The following is a 21,502-nucleotide window of genomic DNA, read 5'->3' on the forward strand; positions in this document are numbered from 1 at the left end:
GAACAGGGTTTTTTTATGTATTTATGTCATCATCTGTTTTTAATTTAGGTTAATTGATAATTGGTTTTATCTTGTATAATAATTGGTTTTCTTTTATTAACAGCCTTTGCCCTTTAAACGGTATCCTTCGCCCTCTGCAATGGCTTTACCCTTCACCAGCTTTGATATTATCTTCACTATGTTTTGTAAGGATACATTTGTAAAATTGGCCGATATGGAACATTTCGTCAGATTAGCATCGGCCTTTATCAGTATATTAAACCGGTGTTTTATAGCGTTTAACACCTCCGGCAACGGCATATTTTTTACAATAAACTCGCCGTCTTTCCAGCCGCTAAGCGCATTCACATCTACGCCTTGGGTTGTTATAGCGCTGTGATCTTTCTTATTAACTATAACCTCTTCGGCAGGTGTAAGAAAAACAGTTTTGGCCAATGCTGCAACAACACCCACCTTACCTGTAGCTACATCAACCTTTACAAAATTGTCTTCGGGGTATGCTTTTACATTAAAGCTGGTACCTAATACCTGGGTTTTAATGTTGCCTGTATGAACAATAAATGACTTTTTAGCATCGTGTACAACTTCCAAAAAAGCCTCACCTACCAAAGTGATCTCTCTTTTATCGCCACGGAAGGTTTCCGGATAGCTTAATTTACTGCCCCCGTTTAGCCAAACTTTGGTACCATCGGCAAGAGTTAGGTTGGTTACGTGACCGTTAGCAGCCACTATTTGCTTTTGCGTTATAGGCGATACAACATTAAGTACCTGGCTGCGGTATTGAAAAAGCAACGCCGAGAAAGACGCTACGGCAAACAATGACGCGGCAACCATCCATTTTTTACGACGATTTGCAGACTTAACCGGCAATTCATCAATATTTCTGATAATGCGGTTGTATACCTCATCGCTATCAAAACCTGCATCCTGGCCGGCCTTTGGCTGTTGGTTAAGCTGCAGGTCGTCAAAATATTTGGTCACAAGTTTTTCCTGCAAAGAGCGGTCTTTGGCCTGGATTTTTTTTCTCAGAAAAGTAAACTTTCTCATGGTTTATATATGTAAGATGCAATTGGGGAGGCCTACCCCCTAAACAGAATGAAAATATTTTTAGAAATATACCGGATGTTAAAAAAGATGCAGCAAGAGTGCAGCAATTACCATAGGCAGGTAATCGGTAAGGCCGGCACGCAGGTAGCGCAAGGCAATGGTCATTTGGTTTTCAACCGTTTTTATAGAGATATTTAAACGGGAAGCTATCTCTTTGTTAGACAGGTATTCTTTACGACTAAGTGTAAATATCTGCCGGCATTTTTCGGGCAGGCGTTCCACGTTATTTTCCAGTATAGTGCTAATGTCGTTTTGCAACAGCTTGCTATCTGCAGTGTATTTTTCGGTAAGCATGGCAATGGCCGAAAGATCAAGTGTGGCTTTTTTGGTGCGGATATACATAAGCACCCGGTTCTTAATAGCTACTTTCAGGTACCACTCCAGAGAGGATATATTCAGATTATTTCTTTTCGTCCAAAGGTCTATGAACAATTCCTGCACCAGATCTTCGCAAATTGCTTTATCGCGAAACAGGTTATAGGCCACATGGTAAATTTTTGGCGAATATTTATTGTACAGCATTTCAAACGCCTTACGGTCATCCAGCCTTAACAGAGCTAATAATTCTGAATCGGGCCACATTTGATATTCCTTTTCTGGAAGCATAAATGGACGGTAAATGGTTTGTGTAATTGGTAAGGCATAATTACAAAGTTTATTTTAAATAAAAAATAGCTTAGTGTATTTTACGTGCTCTGTTCCATATTATATAATTGAACATATGGAACAGCTTACAATAGTTTTACCATGCGTTTTCAGTAAGTTTACTTTATAAACCTTTGATATGGCAACAGTTGCATTGGGTAGTAAAGCCGGTAAGTGGATAATGGTGTCGTCCATTATGGCATCGGCAATGGCGTTTATTGATAGCACGGCGCTTAATGTGGTGCTGCCATCCTTGCAAAAAAGCCTCAACGCAAGCGGAACCGACCTGTTCTGGATCCTGAATGCCTACCTGCTCATGTTAGCGGCGCTCATACTCATTGGCGGCTCGCTGGGCGATAGGCTTGGCCGCAAAAAGGTATTTATGGCCGGGATCTTTATTTTTATTCTGGGTTCGGCGGCTTGTGGTTTTGCGCCAAGTGTTACACTGCTTGTTGTTTTCCGGATGCTGCAGGGCATTGGCGGTGCGCTGATGATACCGGGTAGTTTATCGCTCATCTCCTCTTCTATCAACCCAAAAGAACGCGGCAAGGCTATTGGCACCTGGAGCGCCTTTACTACTGTGGTAACCATGGGCGGCCCGGTATTGGGTGGCGCTTTTGGCGATGCGGGCCTGTGGCGCTATATCTTTTTTATAAACATCCCAATAGGCATTGGGGCACTCATCATATTAGCCCGGCAGGTAAAAGAAATAAAGGATGAAGAGGGCATACAAGGTTTAGATTTTGCCGGTGCTATAGCTATCGCGTTGGGTTTGGCAGCACTCACATTTGGCTTTTTGCGAATACCTGCTGTCGGTTTAAACAACTGGCAGGTATATAGTTCGTTAGGCGGTGGGCTGTTGTTACTGTTAGTTTTTATACTTATTGAGAAGAAAAGCAAATACCCCATGATGCCTTTGCAGCTATTTACCAACTTAACGTTTAGCGGCGCAAATTTGCTTACCTTTTTCCTTTATGCAGGTTTAGGCGCTGGTATGCTTTTCCTGGGGTTGAACATGGTACAGGTACAAGGTTATAGTCAGCTGCAATCTGGTTTAACTTTCCTGCCTTTTACAGTTTTAATGATAACCCTTGCCCGCTTTGCAGGCGCACAGGCCGATAAACATGGCCCAAGGCTATTATTGATATGCGGCCCGGCTATTGCGGGCGCAGGGCTGCTTATTTTATCGTTTGTAAAGCAAACCACAGGCCCGGCAGATTACTGGACAACATTTTTCCCGGGGATACTGGTTTTTGGGTTAGGCATGTCGCTCACCGTGGCACCGCTTACAACAGCGGTAATGGGTTCGGTAAGCGATCATTTTTCGGGAACGGCATCGGGCGTAAACAATGCGCTTACCCGCATAGCCAGTGTTTTTGCTAACGCGATATTAGGTGCGCTGGCCGTACTCTTTTTTTCGGGGGCACTGCAGGGCGAACTTAAAAATGTAAGGCTGGATAGTAAGCAAAAACAAGTTATAGAAAAGCAGTCGATTAATTTGGGCAATGCTAAAGTACCCAAAGGTTTTGAGGGAAAAGATAAAGCAGTTATTGAAAAAGCTTACAAAGAAAGTTTTATATCCGCCTATGGTAAAATCATGCAAATATCGGCGTTTTCAGGCTTTTTAGGGGCATTAATGGCCGTTTTTTTCATCAAAAATAGCGCGGTTAAGAAAGGGAAGTAGTGAAGTGCAACTCCCTTAAATCCAATAAATAATATTACTCATAATAATCTTCATAAAAAATTGGATATTACACGCACCAAATATTTATACCTATAACAATGGATAGAAGCAGCTTTTTAAAAAATAGTTTATTAGCATCGGGCGCTTTATTAGCCGGCAACGCGGTTTTAGCAAGCACCACCACAAGTTGCAATAATGATGTAGCCATTGCCCCGGGCAAACCATTTAATATGAATTATGCCCCGCACGATGGTATGTTCAAAAATTCGGCTGGTGCTAATTTCCTTGATCAGATCCAGTTTATGTATGACCAGGGTTTCCGTAGCATTGAAGATAACGGCATGAGCAGCAGGCCCGCTGCCGAGCAGGAAAAAATTGGCAGCCTACTGGCTAAATTAAATATGGCTATGGGTGTTTTTGTGTTAGATAAAGGTGGAAACGGCGCCAATACCTTAGCCGCCGGCAAACAGGAATACGTAGATATCTTTTTAAAAGGCTGTCGCCAGGCTGTTGAGGTTTCTAAAAGATGCGGCGGTAAATTAGCTACAGTAGTGCCAGGCGATTTCGCCAGGAACCTTCCGTTAGATATCCAAAATGCTAATGTAATTACAGCATTAAGAAAAGGCGCTGAAATTTTAGAGCCCCACGGCATTGTTATGGTGCTTGAACCCCTAAGCGATACACCCGATTTGTACCTAAGAACATCGGCACAAACCTATATGATATGCAAGGGTGTTAATAGCCCATCGTGCAAAATATTGTATGATATGTACCACATGCAAAAGAATGAGGGTAATATGATCAATAATATTAAACTTACCTGGGATGAGATAGCCTATTTCCAGATAGGTGACAACCCGGGTCGTAACGAGCCTACTACTGGCGAGGTGAACTACAAGAACATCTTCAAATTTTTGCACGAAAAGGGCTACAAAGGCGTATTAGGTATGGAGCACGGAAATTCACGCCCGGGCAAAGAAGGCGAGTTGCGTGTAATTGAAGCTTATAGGGAAAGTGATAGTTTTTTGTAAACTGTTATTTATGTAAGGGTTCGTAAGCATATACCACATGGTACGGTGTGCTTTTTAGTTTAGCCGACATTTGCCCTATCTCCAAATTTTCGCCTTGCGGGGTTGGTTCACATAGGGAATAGGTTTTGCCTTTGTATACAATAGGGTCGCCGATGGGTTTGCTAAATTCAACTGCCATGGTAATATGTGTGGGGTACAACAGGGCTATCATAGGCAAATTGTATAGCTCTTTTACTAAGTAAAAGAACAAGGCTGCACGGTCATCACAATCACTATAGTTTGAGGCAAGGGTTTCACCCGGCGAAAGGCGTTTCTCCTTGCCAAAATTATCGTTATCGTTCTCGTAAAGGAATGCGTAACGGGTAAAACGCATCAGGTAATCTACTCCTTTTTTCTCGTCCATCTTTTTCATATTCTTCTTTAACAGCGGGATAAGTGAGCCGTATGTTTCTTTGCTCAACGGGATATTAAAATATGTTTCAAAACTAACACCGGGATAATTATTAAATGCCTTTTCCTGATCGGTATTTAGCTTTACCTTAAAGTGATATGTTTTATGCTCGTACACAAAAGACATTTGCTTTTCAATATCATGTTCGGGTTTAAAGTCGGGCATCAGGATTACTCTGTATGAAAATGCTTTTGTTGCTGCAGCAACAGGAATGTTTACCGGTATGGGCGGGTCGGTATTCAGATCAGCCTTGGCATAATCATGATAGTTTAAGCAAACAAACTGCTTCCCATCAACCATAAAGTATGGTATATCACTAATATCCTCGTTATTGTAAACATAAAATATAAGCTTTTGGTGAGATAGTGCCAGCCTTGCATCATACCCGGACTTATTGAGCATGAACCACTTATAAAAGGTATATCTGCCGTAATTAACTTCTTTAGGGCTTATTTGCTGCGCCACCCTACGAATAAGCTGATAGTACAGCCAGTCGTTTAGCTGATGCTCTTGTTTGTAGTTTAAAAGCGAATCGATAATTGGCTGATACTTGCCTGCGTCAATGGCCGCATAACATTTCTTAAAGATCTCTGCATTAAGTAATTGAGGCATATCAATTAAAGCAGAATTGTCAACTTTAACCAGGAAAGGATCTTTATAAAAATCTACGCGCACTTCTTGCCCCTGCGCCTTTACCTTGGTAAATGACAGCATGAGCAGTATTGAAAGTAAAAAATAAGAAAGCCTGCACATGGCTTAATAATTTGGTTACATTAAATGTACGTTATTTTAACGATTACATAACATAAAAAAATTATTATTAAGGCTATATTCTTGATGGCGAAACACCATATTTATTCTTAAAAGCAAACGAAAAGTGCGACAGATCTTCAAAACCCAATTCCAGATAAACATCAGATGGTGCTTTGCCTTTTTCTTTTATTAGATAATGCGCTTCCTGTAACCTGCGTTGCTGCAACCACCGGCTTGGCGTGCTGTTAAATACCTTTTCAAAATCGCGCTTAAAGGTGGCCAGGCTGCGGCCGGTTAGGTAAGCAAACCTTTTTAGCTGTACATTAAAGTGGAAGTTCTTTTCCATAAAACCTTCCAGATCTATTTTACCGGGTTCGCTAAAATCAAACAGCACATCCTTTAATTCGGGATTGCTTTGTAATAAGATCAGCAGAAGTTCGCGAAGTTTTAAGGTTTGCAATTTTTCGTTTATTACTATTCCCTCTTGCTGATAAGGCAGCAACGAATCCATATAGCTTTTAAATATGGGTTCACTTTTGGGGATAATTATAGTATCACCCTTGTAATGTGATGTAGCTTTGTAGCCATATTGGATGCTAAAATCGCGCAGTGTTTCCTGGTCAAGGTAAACAGACACCGACTTAAATTCACCATTGGGTGGTGGTTGCTTTAAAAATTTAACCAGGTTGTTACGCCTGATGAACCTGAAATCGCCTGGGTTAAAAGCATATTTTTTTTGCCCGTCGTTCATGGTAAGCGTACCCGAAATTTGATAACTAAACACATGTTCGGGTACAAATTGTTCGCCCTCCCTGGTGCGGGTAAAATAGCAGGAGTACGTTATTTTAGAACTATTTTCTGATTCGCGTGGCATTGTTTTCAGTTTGATTGAACACTTAGTTCAAGGATTTTATTTGATATAATGGTTTTATCAGCTACCGATTTGGCCAGTTTTAAAGCAGTTTTAAAGTGCATAACTGCTTTAACGTTATCAATATTTGTATAAAGCTCGCCTAAAAGGGAGTGATAAAGGTGATTATCTATCAATTTTAACTTTTCGGCGGCTATAATTGCTTCTGGCTTTCCATTAGCTTTTGATAGCGCGTAGGTGCGGTTCAGCGCCGCTATAGGCGAATACTCTACTTGCAATAATTGATTATACAACTGTAAAATACCTTCCCATTTCTCTTCGGTATCTTCCTTTACTGTATGCCAATAGGCAATATTAGCTTCTAAATGATACTTTGATATTTCATTTCCCTGAGATGCTTGGCCGAGGTAATACATACCCTTGGCTATCAGTTCCTGGTTCCAAAGGCCGGTATCCTGATCCTGGTATAAAACGGGATCGCCTTTTTTATCTATCCGGGCTTCAAATCGCGACGAGTGAAAGCACATTAAAGCCATTAACGCGTTTATCGAGGGCTCATTAGTTGAAGGATTCTGGATAAGTAAATGCGTTAAACGCATGGCTTCCAAACAAAGGTCTTGCCGCAGGGGAATGTTTTGACTGGAAGAGTAATACCCCTCGTTAAAAAGAAGATACAATGTTATTAATACAGCTTCGAGGCGTTTATTTATTTCCTGCTTATTTGGAAATTCAATTTTTACTTTCTCAATCCGCAGTGTTTCCTTAGCCCGGAATAATCGCTTGTTTATGGTTTCTTTATTAGTTAAAAAGGCATCGGCAATTTCCTCAATACCAAAACCGCAAAGTATCCGTAACGACAAACCTATCTGCGCATTAACCGGTATTGAAGGATGGCAAATGGCAAACATCATTTGCAGCTGGCTATCTACAATATTTTTATCAGACAGGTCTATCGCAATTTCGCCGGTGCCGGTAAACGAATTGCTTATTTGAGCGGCTATCTTTTGATGAAATAGTACATCGCGTTTAAAATAGTCTTTAGCTTTATTGGAGGCAACTTTATAAAGCCAGGCAACCGGGTTTTCGGGCAATCCCTTATACCCCCATGTTTCAGATGCCAGCAGGAATGTATCGCTGGCTATATCTTCGGCGATCTCTATATGCGAGATACCAAAAAGCTTACAGAGTACAGCGGTTATTTTCCTGTACTCGGTTCTAAATAAATGTGGTATTAATTCTTGTTGCTCCATAATAAAGCCAAAAGCCCTTGTAATTCACAAAGGCTTTTGGGGTATTTTAATTATTACCAGCCTTTACATTACGTTTATCTCGCGTACTTCAACGTTGCCACCGTAATTAAAAATAGGGCAACCGCTTGCCAGTTCAGCAGCTTCTTCAATTGTTTCGGCTTTAACAATAGTGTAGCCGCCAACTACCTCTTTAATTTCGGTGTATGGGCCATCCGTAATTACATTATTTGGCCTTACAACTTTACCGCCACCGGCTAAACTACTACCCCGGTCGGTTAGTTTGTTTTGAGCAGTAATACCGCCAACCCAGTCCATCCATTTTTTTGTTAAGGCCTGCAATTCTTCAGGTGATCCTTTAGGGATGCTCGCAAAATCGTTTCTGAAAACCAATAAGAAATCTTTCATTTTGTTAAATTTAAGTTGTTAAAACCTAATGACGATTGGCTTTTACAATATTGGACAAAATAAAAACATTTCTTTTAAATATTATTTCTTCAGGGCAAGATACCTTTTCCCCTGTTCTGATTCCAGGAAGTTTTCGGCATCATCATGGTCGGTTGATATACTCACCGATTCCCATTTTTCCAGTTCGGCTAATTTTGCTGCTTCAGAATGTTTTACAATGGCCACTGCCTCAGTACCTAATAGTAAATGTAATGGTGGTTGTGGCTGCTCAACAATATCTATCATCACCTTTGCCGCCTTATCGGGGTCGCCCATTGGGGTAAAACTGCCGCTTTTAAAGAAATTAGCCCGTTGGTTAACCGTATCATAGCCTTCAATTTCCCGGGCATAACCCATCGAGTCGCCTGCCCAGTCTGTACGGAAACCACCGGGTTCAACACAAATCACTTTAATGTCAAAGGGCGCTACCTCTATAGCCAGGCCTTCGCTAAAGCCGCTTAAACCAAACTTAGCTGCCTGGTAAATAGTTACACCACCACTACCTACCCTGCCTCCTATCGAGCTTATTTGCAGAATATGGCCCGAACGTTGTTTACGCATATAAGGTAATACCGCACGGGTTATTTCAATTGGTGCATACAAATTTGTTTCCAGCTGACTGCGAACCTGTTCGTTAGTAAGGGCCTCAACCGCACCTGTAATACCAAAGCCGGCATTGTTTACCAATACATCTATCCTGCCAAAATGGGCAACTGTATCCGCAACCGCCTGGTACACTTCATCGTGTTGTGTAACATCAAGCGATATAGGGAATATCTGCTCTGGGTAGCTTTCTACCAGGTCCTTTAATTTATCGGTATTGCGGGCTGTGGCCGCTACTTTATCACCTTTTGCAAGTACTGCTTCTGTTAGGCTGCGCCCCAATCCGCGGGAGCTGCCTGTTATAAACCAAACTTTTGTCATTGTTTTATTTGTTTTTGTTTAAGACAAAGGTAGGTTCTTCAAGAAGTTTGCGCTTTGTTAAAAAGCTCAATTCTCTTTGTTAAAACGTTCAAACAGGACTAATTTCTCATACTTTAATGTGAAATCTTATTTGGGCAAAGCAAAAGCCACAAAGCTATCGCCTGATCTGGTGTTCATTTTACCACCACCACAGGCAATTACAATATACTGCTTACCATTAATTTCATAAATAGATGGCGTTGCATATCCGGGGGCCGGCAGGGTAACTTCCCAAAGCAATTTACCAGTCTTTTTATTGAAAGCGCGGAACTTACCATCTTTAGTAGCCGCTATAAACAATAAGCCGCCTTTGGTGATAACCGATGCACCATAATTTTCGGTACCCGATTGCTCTTTACCATGCGGAAACTCAGGATCATCACCCAGGGTTTGTTTCCATACAAATTTGCCGGTATTTAAATCGATAGCATTCAGCGTACCCCATGGTGGCGATATCGCCGGATAGCCCTCTTTGCTCAGGAACTTGTTGTAGCCCACAATTGAATAAGGCACTTTAAAAGCATCATCTTTATGGCTATCCGCATCAACAAATGGTTTTGGTTGCTCTGTTTTGATGCTTAAAATAAATGATGCAATGGCTTGGCGCTCAACAGATTTCAACTGCCTGAAGGCCGGCATCATCCTCCTGCCCGATTGCAGCAGGGTATCAAACGAAGCCGTGGAGTATTTTTTATTGATACTAATAAGTGATGGGAACGTACCCGATCCTTTACGATCTGCTCCGTGGCAGGTCATACAATTGGCTTTGAACAAACGCTGACCGGCCTCCAGATTAGTTTCATTAGCAGCAGCTTTGGTTTGAATAGGAATAGCCTGTATCACCCATGCCATTTGATTAGCATTTATGTATAAAATGCCGGTTTCCGGGTCATACGATGGGCCGCCCCATTCTGCGCCCCCATCTAAACCGGGGAACACTACCGTGCCCTGCAACGATGGTGAATTAAACATATGGTCGTTCTTGTAGCTTCTTAAGGCTTTTAAGACCTGTTGTTTGGATGAATCAGGTAGATATGGGTTTATCTCTTTTTCTGTCATCAGCTGCCTCATAAAAGGTGCAGGCAGGGTTGGATAGGGTTGAGTTGATGAAAGCTTCTCACCTACCAGATCGGTAGAGGCTGGTACAGGTTTCTCTAAAATATCATAAACAGGGCTACCAGTAGCCCTGTCGAAGGTGAACACAAAGCCTGATTTTGTAGTAATAGCCACCGCATCGATAGCTAAGCCATCCTTTTTAATAGTTACCAATGCTGGTGCCGAAGGAATATCCCTATCCCAAACATCATGGTGAACATCCTGGAAGTACCAAATTAGTTTACCGGTTTTTGCATCTAAGGCCAACAGGCAATCGGCATACAGGTTATTACCCAACCGTTTGCCCCCATACCAATCATAAGATGCCGACCCTGTACAGCCGTAAACAATCTCTCTTTTTACATCCATACTAAAGCCGCTCCAAACATTTGCGCCACCTATAAATTTATAAGCGTTGGGATCGTCCCATGAGTCATAACCATCTTCGCCAGGGTAAGGTATAGTATGAAATATCCAAAGCTGCTTGCCCGTACGCACATTATAAGCCCGAATATGGCCCGGTGCAGCATGCTGGCCTTCATCTACCCTTGTCCCCGTAATTAGTATATCGTTATAGATAATAGGTGGGGATGAAGAGGTAACAAAAAGATCTTTCACATCCCGCCCAAGTCCGTCGTGCAGGTCCAGTTTGCCTTTATCGCCAAAACTGTTAACTGTTTTACCGGTAGTAGCATTAATACAATACAGGTATGAGCCTGCGGTGTAGAAAATCCTTTTATCGTCCTCATTGCCCCAATAGGCCACACCCCTTGAGTTATTCATTATAAAAAACATGCGCTTATCCTTGGCCAGCGAATCAAAGGGGTTAAACTGCCATTTCTCTTTACCTGTAGCAGCATCAATGGCAAACAGTTTCATTTTGGGTGTAGTGCCGTACAAAGTACCGTCAATTACTATGGGGTTACATTGTATTTGCGAGTGGTTAGCCGAGTCGGCATCGCGGGTATGATATGTCCAGGCTACCTGCAATTGTTTAACATTGGTGGTATCCACCTCGGTTAATGATGAATAATGGATATTCTCGTTAGACCCCTTATACTGAGGCCATGATTTATAATCTTTGTTATGGTTACAGCCACAGGTTAATACAAATACAGCAGCCACAAGCGGCAGACCGATAATTTTTTTCATTTATAATTGGTTAGGTCAACCAAGATAAATATAAATTTTGTAGTGCGAATTACTGCTTGCTTAATCTCAGGATTTCACATCCACTCACGCGGATTAGTGAAAAGCTAAAGCTGAAAGCAAAAAGCCGCTGATCAAAGCGGCTTTATAAGGTTAGTTTATTTGTATTTACTTGTCCTTTATAACAAGGTCGTTCACATCATCCAGCAGGAAACAATGTGTAAAATTTGTCATTCCTGTTTTGGGATAATAGTTTACAGCGGCAGGTGCAGCAAGTAATATTAACTTGGCTTGTGGCGACTGCCTTTTTGTTTCGGCTATTAAACGAACACCGATACCCATTTTCTGATATGCTTCATCAACCGCCAGATCTGACAGATAAGTGCAGAAACCAAAATCGGTTAACGCCCGCGATACCCCTACCAGTTTACCATCTATACGGGCGGTTACTATCAGGTTGGCATTTTGCAGCATTGCCTGTATGCGGTGGGCATCATTAATTGGCCTGCGCTCGCCCAGGGTGCTACGGCTTAGTACATCAATAAACTCATCTGGACTAAGTGTTAATTCGCGCTGAAATACAACTTCTGGAATGGACATTTTTAGGCGTTTAAATTATGATTGAAACTATTTAATAGTGATACTTCAAATTTTATAATTCTGCTAATAAGTTATATAGTCCAATAAATATAAACGCTTTAGTCCAGATATAAGAAGGGGGGCAACTGCGGTGCCCTTATGTATTCCGTACTTGAGTTATTTGGTTACGGTTTTAGTTCTAAAGCGACCCAATAGATATTCCCTTACTATTCGAATCAACTAATTAACTCTTTTTTAATGCATTGAGCCAGTCGCTTTTAAATACGGAGGGATTTTTCCCAACTATTTTATTAAACAGTTTATTAAAATAGGATAAGCTCTCAAATCCAATTGCGTAACAGGTTTCGGTAATATTGCTTCCCTGCATTATCAGATTCTTGGCACGCTCTATTCTGTACTGGTTCACAAAATCGGTAAACGTCATGTTGGTTTGCCTTTTAAAATAACGGCAAAAGGCGGCAGTAGTAAGGTGCACTTTGGCAGCAACCACATTAACATCGGGCTTTTGGTGATAGTTGGCATCTATATATTCATAAATGGCCCCCATTCTTATCTTATCCTTTAAAATAAACTCTTTGCTACTTTGGTCTGTATTCAATATTTCTGTATCTGCCGAATGGGCAAGCAGGTTAAAAATATCTATCAGTTCCATCAACTGCTTGTAAGAACTTAAGCCATTTAATTGTTTTAACCTCTCCACTACCCTGGCCTTCGTTTCGCCGCTAAAGGCAATACCATGGTCGGCCTGTTTAAATAAACGGTGTATAGCCGTAAACTCGGGCGATGTACCAATCGCAGCACCCAAAAAATCAGTCCGTAGCTGTATCACTATCTGGTGATAATCGCTCCTGAGGCGGTAATCAAAATTAAGATGGGGAAGATTACTGCCGATGAATACCAGATCGCTTTGGGTATAACCGGATATATGCGAGCCTACATGGCGGATACCGGCATCGGCTTCTACATATACCAACTCAAACTCGGGGTGATAATGCCACAGAAAGGTGTTGCGGAGCCGTGGCGAGAAAAGCTTAAAAGACTTACCCGGCTCAAACTCTATCCGTTCTAATTGTATCTTATCCATCCCCTGTTGTCTTATTATAACACATAAATCTATAAATAAAATCAATACAGAGCAAATATTGGTCATTAGGCAGAATATTGAGGCTTATTACCGGCTGTACCTTTGAATTATCAAACCAATTAAATTATGAAAACAGAAACTATGACACCAACAATGACACCGGCCATGAAAGCTAATGAAGCACATAAGGTTATACCGGGCAACCCATCAACCGCAACATCAAGCCAAATAAAACTTAATGACCGCAGCAATGGCAAGCCACTGCAAATACTAAGCGAGGCTGATTGGAAGTTTTGGGTAGATAATGGCTATGTGATCATAAAAAACGCCGTCCCCAAAGAACAGGTAGAAAAGCTGGCCAGTTACCTTTGGGAATATGAAGGCAAGGATGCTAACGATATAGAAAGTTGGTACAAGAAGCCCAACGCGCAAATGCAAATGGCCGAACTGAATAATACCGGTATGGTAGAGATATACAATCACCAGTTTATGTGGGATAACCGCCAGTTCCCGAAAGTGCATAAGGCTTTTGCCGATGTTTGGGGAACCGAAAAACTATGGGTAACCATTGACCGTGCTAATCTCAATTTCCCGCTGAGGCCCGGCTTTGAATATAAAGGGTTTATCCATTGGGATTATGACCCCGAAACCCGGCCGCAGAACGTACAGGGCGTACTGGCACTGGCCGACCAAACCGATGAAACTATGGGAGGCTTTCAATGTGTACCCGAATTGTATCGTACCTACGATACCTGGAAACTAACACAGCCCGATGACCGAGACCATTACAAACCGGATACTACAGGTTTTGAAATTGAAAAGGTAAAGCTGGAAGCTGGTGACCTGTTGATATTTAACAGCCTTGAACCGCACGGCATACGTGCAAATACCAGCGGCAATAAGGTACGCATTGCACAATACATTTCTATGATGCCGGCGCAGGAAGAGAACGAGGAGTTAAGACAATGGCGCATTAACAGTTGGCAGGGCCGCGAAGCCATGCAGGGTTATGCTTTCCCTGGCGACCCAATGGAACGGGAGAAAAAGAACCCGGTTGCAGAACTTTCGCCCTTAGGAAAAAAGTTACTGGGGTTAGATAAATGGTAATTTATTTATGCAGGAAAGCCCGTGCAGATGCACAGGCTTTCCTTATTTTAACGAGATGCAGAGCTTCTGCAGGTTCTCGCGAAATTTTTGATAGTTGGCAATACCCAGCCTACTTTCCCATTGGCGTTCAAAATCGTAATTTATTTGCCGGCTCATTTTTTTCAAGGCTGTGCCTTTATCAGTCAGAAAAAACAACACCCCCCTTTTATCCCTGCTATCGGCCTCCCGTTTTAAGTACCCCCAGTCTTCTAATTGATAAACCAATGCACTCATAGATTGCTTGGTTATTTTGGCGTGCCCGGCCAGTTCGGTAATACGCGAGCCTTCTTCATATATATATTGGAAGATATATCCATGCGATGGTCGTATTTCCGGGAAGCCGGCAATGTTAAGCTGTGTATGCAGGTTAATTACCAGATCATCCAATAAGCTTTTTAAATGCGTACCAATGTTTTTACTATCATCCATAATTTATTTACAAATATAGTAAGGATGGCTGACTTTGAAGCATTAACCTGGTAGATCTGGATCCAGTTGCCGCAGGTATCGTTAAACACAGCCTGTGTTACCGGGCTAGATTGTTTTGGCGGGCCTTTAAGCTCTACGCCTAAACCGGTAAGCCGCTTAGGCAACTGCCACGTTGCCGCTTTTTGCCTTACGTTTTAATATAAATGCGGTAATAAGAGACACGATCAGCCCTACAGGTAATATTTCCATATATGTAAAAAGCACAACCCATATAAAGGAACTGTACATACGCTTCATATAGCTTATCTCTTTTACTTTAGCAGCAATATCGGCGGCACTTGCACCACTGCTTTGTGCCTTCGCCATTTCGTGTGCCGCGTACTTGTCCATAAAATCGGGCATGAAGAGGTAATAATCTATCAGCCATGCCAGCACATACATAGTTGAAGCTATGAGGGATATGTATAAGCCTATTTTAAAAGCCTTACCAAAACTGATGACACCATTATTGTACTTATCGCGATAGTTTTTAACGCCAACAAAAATAAGAGAAAAGGCAAGTAACATTGAGGCATAGCCCAATATCATATTGCCATCGTGATTGCCACTCTTATAGCACCATGCCATGCCGATAACCATCAAAACCGATACAATAAGCCCGGATATTAATCCAAATACAATTACATTCTTCTTCATTGTTTTAAGTTTTATGGCTCAAAGTTGCCTTATCGCATTCGCTTTTTGCTCATACTTTAGGGTGATTTTAATAAAAATAGGCATTTTCACACTAAAGGGTGATAGTGTTATTGTATTAGGTTTAACTTTTTGGCTTTATCAATTGCCTGGGTACGGCGCTCTACTTCCAGCTTTTCAAAAACTTTTGATGAATGTGTTTTAATAGTGTTTAACGATACAAATAAACGCTCTGCAATTTGGTGGTTGCTCAAGCCTTCGGCCATAAGCTGCAATACTTCCAGTTCGCGCTTGCTTAAGCCAAGCCGGGTTAATTCATTTGTATTTAAAATAAAAGCGTCGTTCTTTACAAAAATTTCTTTTTCTACGATAATCGTGGTAGTTTTTGGCTTTGTTAACTTAACTGCCAGCCAAATGCCTAACAAAGTAAAAATTATTGCTAAAGCGCCTGCATATAGTTCAAATGCGTGGTCAACAATAATAAAACGCCATTCCAGCCATTTCATTAATAATAATAAAACAGCCAGCGATACACCGTAAAGTATTACAGACCTGTTACGTAGCCAAAAATTCAAAGTCATTTACGCCTAATTGATGTTTAAAAATAACATAATTGACGACGTAATCAAAAACAGAAAGAAACAGGCTTAAAACTCTTCTTCTATAAAGCCTTATTTATAAAAAGGCGTGCTATATCTGAGGCACTGCAAGTGCGATGATGAAGTTATTTGTGCAGGTATCAATATCAAATTCATAATCGAATGTATCGCAGGCACGGGTAATGATCATTAAGCCAAAATGCTCGGCAAGGCTGCTGATGTTAACCGGATTTGTTTCCTCGACCTCTTCAATAAAAAACCGCAGGCAACAATTGTTGTGCAATTTTGCTTTTAAAATTGCGCTGCTATCACTATAAATGGTAATTATTTCATCGGTATGGTGCCTACCGGGTAATGGCCACTCTAAAAGGTTTTCACCACAGCGCACAGCTAAACCATTCCCTTTGTCTGTTTTCCTGATACTGATCTTATTGCCCGCTGTTCTTATTTTAAGAACTGTATTATCTTGCCCGGAGTGTTTCAATGAGTTGGTGAGTAACTCTACCAAAATCATTTTCAGTTTAAATTCTGTGCTTTCATCAACCTGTATATTTTGCCTTACGTACTCAATAACTGCCAGCACTAATGGGTATAAACCATCGGTATTGTTATTAAACACAAATTTTTTAGATACACTACCAGGCATATTATTTAGCTTTTATTAGTCGCCGCTTCAACTGCCGAGGCGTGTATTTTAAATGCCTTATTAAGCCTTATCAGTTGAAATAAACCGGCTACATCTTTATTTAAGCCCGCTACATCAATTTCGGCTTTATTGGCTATGGCATATTTAAGAGAAGAAACCAATGCCCCTAAAAAGGAACTGTCAACATACATTACTTTTTCAAAATTCACAATAATGTATTTATTGCCTTTATCTATCAACGCGGTCATCTCGTCCTTAAAACTGTCAGATACGGTTAAATTTGCTTCTTTTACCTGTATATCAGCTATTAAAGCATCTTTGTAAGTGTTGGTTTCTAATATCATCAAGTTGTTTTTTGTAAATGTATTAAGCTGCAGTCGTCAATATGATCTACTGTTTTTTCCTGCAAAAAAGCGCTTCGTTTAAACTCGGTAAAAGGCCGGTTTAAATACGGTGTAACGGCTTCTGTAAACGTATTATAATCTGTCTTCTTTCCAGCGGCACCTTCAAAATCTATTATACCATCAGTAAACATAAAAAGCCTGTCACCGGCATTCAGTTTAAATGTTACTTCATCAAAATCGCCATCTTGCAACATGCCCAGCAACATGCCCGATGAGCCTATTTGCTGTAAGTTGTTATCCGCACTATTATAATAAAGCAACGGCAGATCGCCGGCACCTGAATAGGTTATTGTTGATTCCATGGCATCTAACATCCCCAGTGAAAGGCTCGACAGCACGTCGTTCACCACCGGGTCGTGATAAACCACATCGTTTATTTTTTGCAGGATATTTTTGGTAGAGAAGTTGCCCTCTGAGATGCAAATACGCACTGCCGCCCGTATATAGCTTAAAAACCCGAACGAGAAATACCAGGCGCCCCATTTTTTACCCATTACATCGCCCAGCACTATAAATGTGTAGCGTTCATCAATGGTTATAAAATCTATAAAATCTCCCCCGGGATAGTTCTGATAAGATCTATGCCAGAAATCGACCTCGAAGCCACTTATAACCGGCAGCTTTTGCGGCACCGAATGCAGGTTTAGGGCCATAGCGGCAACACTCAGTTCCTTTAATGTGCGTTCGTGCTGCTCGCGTACGGTACTTAAAAAGTTGTTTATTTTAGATACCACTACAGGTAGCGGCGTATCTTTCAATATATAATCTACAGCTTCCAAATTTATGCCTTTCAGCATCAGATCATTATCTTCCTCGGATGTAAGGAACATAAAGGGGATATCTTTATATTCGGGTATCGCGATCAGGTTTTGCCTAAAAGCGAAGCCATCAACATCGGGCATGTGATAGTCAGACAGGATAATATCTGGTCGCTCCTGCTTCAATATTTCTGTAGCCGCATCTGCCGAAATTGCTTTCATGCAGTAAAAACCTTCTTTATTTAAAGCCCGCCCCATCATCTCTAAAACAAGGGGGTTATCATCAACCAAGAGTATTTTTTTAGATGTGGACATGGTCATATTTAAGCGGTTCGTTTTTTTAACAGAGCGCTTAAAAACAAATATACACCTGTAAATACAATAAGCAATGCTATTAAGTCCATAAGGGTTACGCCATCATTATCATTAAAATGAAATATGGTGAACATTTCAAAGTATGGTGGCGCCGGCATTATGATCATGGCCATACCCAGTGTAATCATCACAATACCAATAACTACAATCACCAGTTTTTTAACCCGTTCGTGGCCCAGGTATTTTTGGGATACCTCGCTATCTAATTGATGCTGGGATAAAAGCAATTCAAAATCATTCAACAGTTCCACCCTGTCGCGGTCGGCATCCAGTTCCTTAAAGGCCTCGATAGTTTTTGGCAGCGATGTTTCATCAATGGCCTTATTTATCTTCTGTTGTATAGCCTTTACCCGTTTTGCATCAATCCCTCCTTTTCTGAGCAAAGCCATTAATTCCTCAGCTTTTAGCTCAAGTAATTCGGCATTATCAACAAGTTGTTTGTCCTTCAAAGTTTTTAATAATTATAAATGCCTAACTTTTATTAATATTATAGCGTTTAAATATACTGCATGAAAAAGGTATCTGTTGTCACCATCAACTTTAATCAGGATAAAATTACAGAAGAGCTTCTAATATCAATAGCCGAAACAAATACTTACGAAAATTTAGAGGTAATTGTTGTTGATAACGGCAGTACCGTAAACCCCATCCCGCTGTGGACAAGCAAATACCCTAATGTTAAATTTATACGATCAGAGCGCAATTTGGGTTTCTCTGGCGGCAACAATATAGGTATTGCGCAAGCAACAGGCGATTATTATTTCCTGGTGAATAACGATACCGAGTTTTCGCCCGGCTTAGTGCAAAAGCTGGTAGATATTTTAGATACACACCCGCAGGTTGGCATTATATCACCAAAGCTGGTGTATGATTTTGATAGAAGTATTATTCAATATGTGGGCTTTACATTGGTAGACTATTACACCTGCCGCAACCAGGCTGTTGGTAAGAACGAGAAAGACGTTGGCCAGTATGATAACCTGCTTGGCCAAACCGGTTACTGCCACGGCGGCGCCATGATGGTGAAAAAAGAAACCTGCGAAAAAGCCGGCTTAATGGCCGATAATTTCTTTATTTATTATGAGGAAGTTGACTGGGGCGAGCGCATTAACAAGGCCGGCTACCAGGCCTGGGTACGTGGAGACGCCGTTATTTACCACAAAGAATCAATGACGGTGGGCAAGAACAGTGTATTTAAAGAATATTTCATGAACCGTAACCGCATACTGTTTATCCGCCATAACGCGCCTGCTTTTAAGGCCGTTGTGTTTTATATTTATTTTGTGTTGATGGTGGTTCCGCGCAACCTTGTTCGTTATATAAAAGAGAAGAAATACAATTTCATTGGCGTGCTCTTCCGCGCTGTTTGGTGGAACGTTACCCATAGTAAACATAGTACAGAATTAGGCTTTACCATCAATAAGGTTTCATGAAACTAACGCTCTGGATAAGCCTCTTTATTGCATTTTACACATTTGTTGGCTATGGCTTTTTGCTGTACTTTATTATTAAAATAAAGCGGGCAATTAAAGGCAAGCCAGTTATCCCGGTTGTTAATGACGATGATTTGCCTACCTGTACCCTGATTGTCGCGGCTTATAACGAAGAGCATTTTATAAGCCAGAAAATAGCTAATAGCCTGCAATTAAATTATCCTGCAGGCAAGCTTAAGTTTGTTTTTGTAACCGATGGCTCATCTGATAGGACAGCCGAAATAATAAGCGAACACCCGCAGATCCAACTATTGCACCGCCCGGAACGTGCCGGTAAAATTGCCGCCGTGCACCGTGCAATGGAATATGTAGATACTGAGGTGGTTGTGTTTACCGATGCCAATACCTTCCTTAATCCCGAAGCTATAACCCGCATTTGCCGCCACTACAGCGATAAAACAGTAGGTGCCGTGGCTGGTGAAAAACGCGTACAGATAGATGCTAACGCCGATGCCAGCGCAGCCGGCGAGGGTTTTTACTGGAAATATGAATCGGCCTTAAAAAAATGGGATTCTGAACTGTACTCGGTAGTAGGTGCCGCCGGCGAATTGTTTAGCGTAAGGCGTAACCTTTACCAGGATGTGCCCGCCGATACCGTGCTGGACGATTTTATGATATCTATGCTAATTGCCGCCAAGGGTTACCGCATCATATACGAACCGGAAGCTTATGCGCTTGAAACCGCATCAGAAAATGTATCGGAAGAGCTGAAACGCAAGATCAGGATAGCGGCTGGTGGTATCCAGTCTATCCTGCGTTTAAAAAGCCTGTTGCTGCCTTTTAAATTCCCGGTACTATCATTCCAATATGTAAGTCACCGTGTTTTACGGTGGACGGTTACACCCTTCTTTCTGATACTGGCATTTATCACCAATTTTGCCCTGGCCTTTGCAGGTAAAGGTTGGTTTTATGAGTTGCTATTTGTCGGGCAGGTGCTGTTTTATCTGTTAGCCATACTCGGTTTTATATTGGAGAAACGCCATATCCGCGTTAAAGCCCTCTTTATCCCTTACTACTTCTGCGTAATGAACTATGCCGTTTTAGCCGGTATTATCCGCTATTTTACCACAAAGCAAAGCTCTGTTTGGGAAAAAGCGCAAAGGAAAATGTGACTGGGATTTTAATAAAACTTGTCATGCTGAGTTATCAAATCCCGTGGCCTTTAAAGGTGCAATGACAGATCTTTGCGGGGGGGCGTGACAGATTATATTATAGTGCATGTTTGCCCGTGCCAGGTTTGGATTTAATGGTGACGTTATTTTTTCAGTAGCTTATTTTTAAATTGGTCATTATTAGTTATTTATGCGTTCATGACGGTGTTCACGGCCGTGAACGTGAACACTTCTCACGCCATTTACTAACAATTGCCATGGGTAACAATAGTGAAGCATCTAATCGCCGACTTGCAATTTCAATATGCAAAGTTTAATAATAGATCCTTCACTATCGTTCAGGATGACAAATTAGTTTAACCAGATCTACTCTACTCCCCTCACATTCATTTTTAAAGTATATATCGCTTTAGATGCAGTAATAAATAACATATCCCTGTTCTTCCCTCCAAAACATACATTGGCGCTCCAGGGTTCGGGGATATCGATATGGCCTATTTGCTGGCCTTTAGGGTTGTAAATGGTAATGCCCTTACCTGCCAGATAAAGGTTTCCGCGTTCATCAAGCGTTATACCATCGGCGCCTTGCTGCACAAATACCTGCCTGTCATCAAGGGTGCCATCGGTATCTATGTTAAATTTGTATATTTTATTATCACCAATATCAGCAACGTACAGGTAATTGCCATCCGGCGTACCTACAATGCCGTTTGGTTTTTT

General features: G+C 41.4%; 24 protein-coding genes. 5 read left to right on the top strand and 19 right to left on the bottom strand.

Going from position 1 to position 21,502, the window contains the following annotated elements:
- Window positions 1-96: 96 nt before the first annotated feature.
- A complete protein-coding gene (locus JWQ85_RS02305) occupies window positions 97-1,047 on the bottom strand; it encodes a FecR family protein (RefSeq protein WP_299463310.1) in 951 nt (316 codons plus the stop codon).
- Window positions 1,048-1,125: 78 nt separating this feature from the next.
- Window positions 1,126-1,713: an RNA polymerase sigma-70 factor gene (locus JWQ85_RS02310; RefSeq protein ID WP_299463312.1), complete on the bottom strand. Its 588-nt coding sequence runs from the start codon at window positions 1,711-1,713 to the stop codon at window positions 1,126-1,128.
- 178 nt (window positions 1,714-1,891) lie between these two features.
- Between JWQ85_RS02310 and JWQ85_RS02315 the strand changes: the two genes are divergently transcribed.
- Window positions 1,892-3,436, top strand: a complete 1,545-nt coding sequence (locus JWQ85_RS02315; protein WP_299463315.1) for an MFS transporter — start codon at window positions 1,892-1,894, stop codon at window positions 3,434-3,436.
- Between the two features lie 98 nt (window positions 3,437-3,534).
- On the top strand, window positions 3,535-4,467 hold the full coding sequence (locus JWQ85_RS02320; protein ID WP_299463318.1) for a TIM barrel protein: 933 nt from the start codon (window positions 3,535-3,537) through the stop codon (window positions 4,465-4,467).
- A 4-nt stretch (window positions 4,468-4,471) separates the two neighbouring features.
- Here JWQ85_RS02320 and JWQ85_RS02325 read toward each other — a convergent pair whose 3' ends face one another.
- The 8 genes from JWQ85_RS02325 to JWQ85_RS02360 form a co-directional block, all read right to left on the bottom strand.
- Window positions 4,472-5,632: a hypothetical protein gene (locus JWQ85_RS02325; protein ID WP_299463321.1), complete on the bottom strand. Its 1,161-nt coding sequence runs from the start codon at window positions 5,630-5,632 to the stop codon at window positions 4,472-4,474.
- A gap of 112 nt (window positions 5,633-5,744) precedes the next feature.
- Window positions 5,745-6,545: an AraC family transcriptional regulator gene (locus tag JWQ85_RS02330; protein ID WP_299463324.1), complete on the bottom strand. Its 801-nt coding sequence runs from the start codon at window positions 6,543-6,545 to the stop codon at window positions 5,745-5,747.
- A 5-nt stretch (window positions 6,546-6,550) separates the two neighbouring features.
- A complete protein-coding gene (locus JWQ85_RS02335) occupies window positions 6,551-7,792 on the bottom strand; it encodes a DUF6596 domain-containing protein (RefSeq protein ID WP_299463326.1) in 1,242 nt (413 codons plus the stop codon).
- Window positions 7,793-7,855: 63 nt separating this feature from the next.
- Window positions 7,856-8,197: a YciI family protein gene (locus JWQ85_RS02340; RefSeq protein WP_299463329.1), complete on the bottom strand. Its 342-nt coding sequence runs from the start codon at window positions 8,195-8,197 to the stop codon at window positions 7,856-7,858.
- Window positions 8,198-8,278: 81 nt separating this feature from the next.
- The gene (locus tag JWQ85_RS02345) at window positions 8,279-9,160 is read right to left on the bottom strand and encodes an oxidoreductase (RefSeq protein ID WP_299463332.1); all 882 of its coding nucleotides are present in this window, start codon (window positions 9,158-9,160) and stop codon (window positions 8,279-8,281) included.
- A gap of 126 nt (window positions 9,161-9,286) precedes the next feature.
- Window positions 9,287-11,446 carry a PQQ-binding-like beta-propeller repeat protein gene (locus JWQ85_RS02350; RefSeq protein WP_299463335.1) on the bottom strand — a complete coding sequence of 720 codons (2,160 nt, stop codon included), beginning with the start codon at window positions 11,444-11,446 and terminating at the stop codon, window positions 9,287-9,289.
- Between the two features lie 165 nt (window positions 11,447-11,611).
- Window positions 11,612-12,043, bottom strand: coding sequence for a GNAT family N-acetyltransferase (locus JWQ85_RS02355; protein ID WP_299463338.1), 432 nt, complete (start codon window positions 12,041-12,043; stop codon window positions 11,612-11,614).
- 223 nt (window positions 12,044-12,266) lie between these two features.
- Entirely contained in the window at window positions 12,267-13,127 is an 861-nt protein-coding gene (locus JWQ85_RS02360) for an AraC family transcriptional regulator (protein WP_299463340.1), read from the bottom strand.
- Between the two features lie 126 nt (window positions 13,128-13,253).
- Here JWQ85_RS02360 and JWQ85_RS02365 point away from each other — a divergent pair, with 126 nt between their 5' ends.
- Entirely contained in the window at window positions 13,254-14,234 is a 981-nt protein-coding gene (locus tag JWQ85_RS02365; RefSeq protein ID WP_299463343.1) for a phytanoyl-CoA dioxygenase family protein, read from the top strand.
- 42 nt (window positions 14,235-14,276) lie between these two features.
- Here JWQ85_RS02365 and JWQ85_RS02370 read toward each other — a convergent pair whose 3' ends face one another.
- The 8 genes from JWQ85_RS02370 to JWQ85_RS02405 form a co-directional block, all read right to left on the bottom strand.
- Window positions 14,277-14,702, bottom strand: coding sequence for a MarR family transcriptional regulator (locus tag JWQ85_RS02370; protein ID WP_299463346.1), 426 nt, complete (start codon window positions 14,700-14,702; stop codon window positions 14,277-14,279).
- Window positions 14,669-14,866, bottom strand: coding sequence for a hypothetical protein (locus tag JWQ85_RS02375; RefSeq protein ID WP_299463349.1), 198 nt, complete (start codon window positions 14,864-14,866; stop codon window positions 14,669-14,671). The genes JWQ85_RS02370 and JWQ85_RS02375 overlap by 34 nt, the downstream gene beginning before the upstream one ends.
- Window positions 14,859-15,398 (bottom strand): DUF4199 domain-containing protein, encoded by a 540-nt coding sequence (locus JWQ85_RS02380; protein WP_299463352.1) that lies wholly within the window; start codon window positions 15,396-15,398, stop codon window positions 14,859-14,861. The genes JWQ85_RS02375 and JWQ85_RS02380 overlap by 8 nt, the downstream gene beginning before the upstream one ends.
- 107 nt (window positions 15,399-15,505) lie before the next feature.
- Window positions 15,506-15,976, bottom strand: coding sequence for a response regulator transcription factor (locus tag JWQ85_RS02385; protein ID WP_299463355.1), 471 nt, complete (start codon window positions 15,974-15,976; stop codon window positions 15,506-15,508).
- 109 nt (window positions 15,977-16,085) lie between these two features.
- Window positions 16,086-16,640, bottom strand: coding sequence for an ATP-binding protein (locus tag JWQ85_RS02390; protein ID WP_299463358.1), 555 nt, complete (start codon window positions 16,638-16,640; stop codon window positions 16,086-16,088).
- Window positions 16,641-16,645: 5 nt separating this feature from the next.
- Window positions 16,646-16,984 carry an STAS domain-containing protein gene (locus JWQ85_RS02395; protein ID WP_299463361.1) on the bottom strand — a complete coding sequence of 113 codons (339 nt, stop codon included), beginning with the start codon at window positions 16,982-16,984 and terminating at the stop codon, window positions 16,646-16,648.
- Window positions 16,984-18,117 carry a fused response regulator/phosphatase gene (locus tag JWQ85_RS02400; protein WP_299463364.1) on the bottom strand — a complete coding sequence of 378 codons (1,134 nt, stop codon included), beginning with the start codon at window positions 18,115-18,117 and terminating at the stop codon, window positions 16,984-16,986. Before JWQ85_RS02400 ends, JWQ85_RS02395 begins: the two co-directional genes overlap by 1 nt.
- A gap of 8 nt (window positions 18,118-18,125) precedes the next feature.
- Window positions 18,126-18,626: a hypothetical protein gene (locus JWQ85_RS02405; RefSeq protein ID WP_299463366.1), complete on the bottom strand. Its 501-nt coding sequence runs from the start codon at window positions 18,624-18,626 to the stop codon at window positions 18,126-18,128.
- Window positions 18,627-18,686: 60 nt separating this feature from the next.
- Between JWQ85_RS02405 and JWQ85_RS02410 the strand changes: the two genes are divergently transcribed.
- Window positions 18,687-19,610, top strand: a complete 924-nt coding sequence (locus JWQ85_RS02410) for a glycosyltransferase family 2 protein (protein WP_299463369.1) — start codon at window positions 18,687-18,689, stop codon at window positions 19,608-19,610.
- Complete coding sequence (locus tag JWQ85_RS02415; RefSeq protein WP_299463372.1) at window positions 19,607-20,782, top strand: glycosyltransferase family 2 protein; 1,176 nt, start codon at window positions 19,607-19,609, stop codon at window positions 20,780-20,782. The genes JWQ85_RS02410 and JWQ85_RS02415 overlap by 4 nt, the downstream gene beginning before the upstream one ends.
- A gap of 366 nt (window positions 20,783-21,148) precedes the next feature.
- Here the strand turns inward: JWQ85_RS02415 and JWQ85_RS02420 are convergent.
- Window positions 21,149-21,502, bottom strand: a 354-nt coding sequence (locus JWQ85_RS02420; RefSeq protein ID WP_299463375.1) for an SMP-30/gluconolactonase/LRE family protein, incomplete at its 5' end; no start/stop codon positions are given.

This window comes from Mucilaginibacter sp. (assembly GCF_028288105.1).
Classification (GTDB): Bacteria; Bacteroidota; Bacteroidia; order Sphingobacteriales; family Sphingobacteriaceae; genus Mucilaginibacter.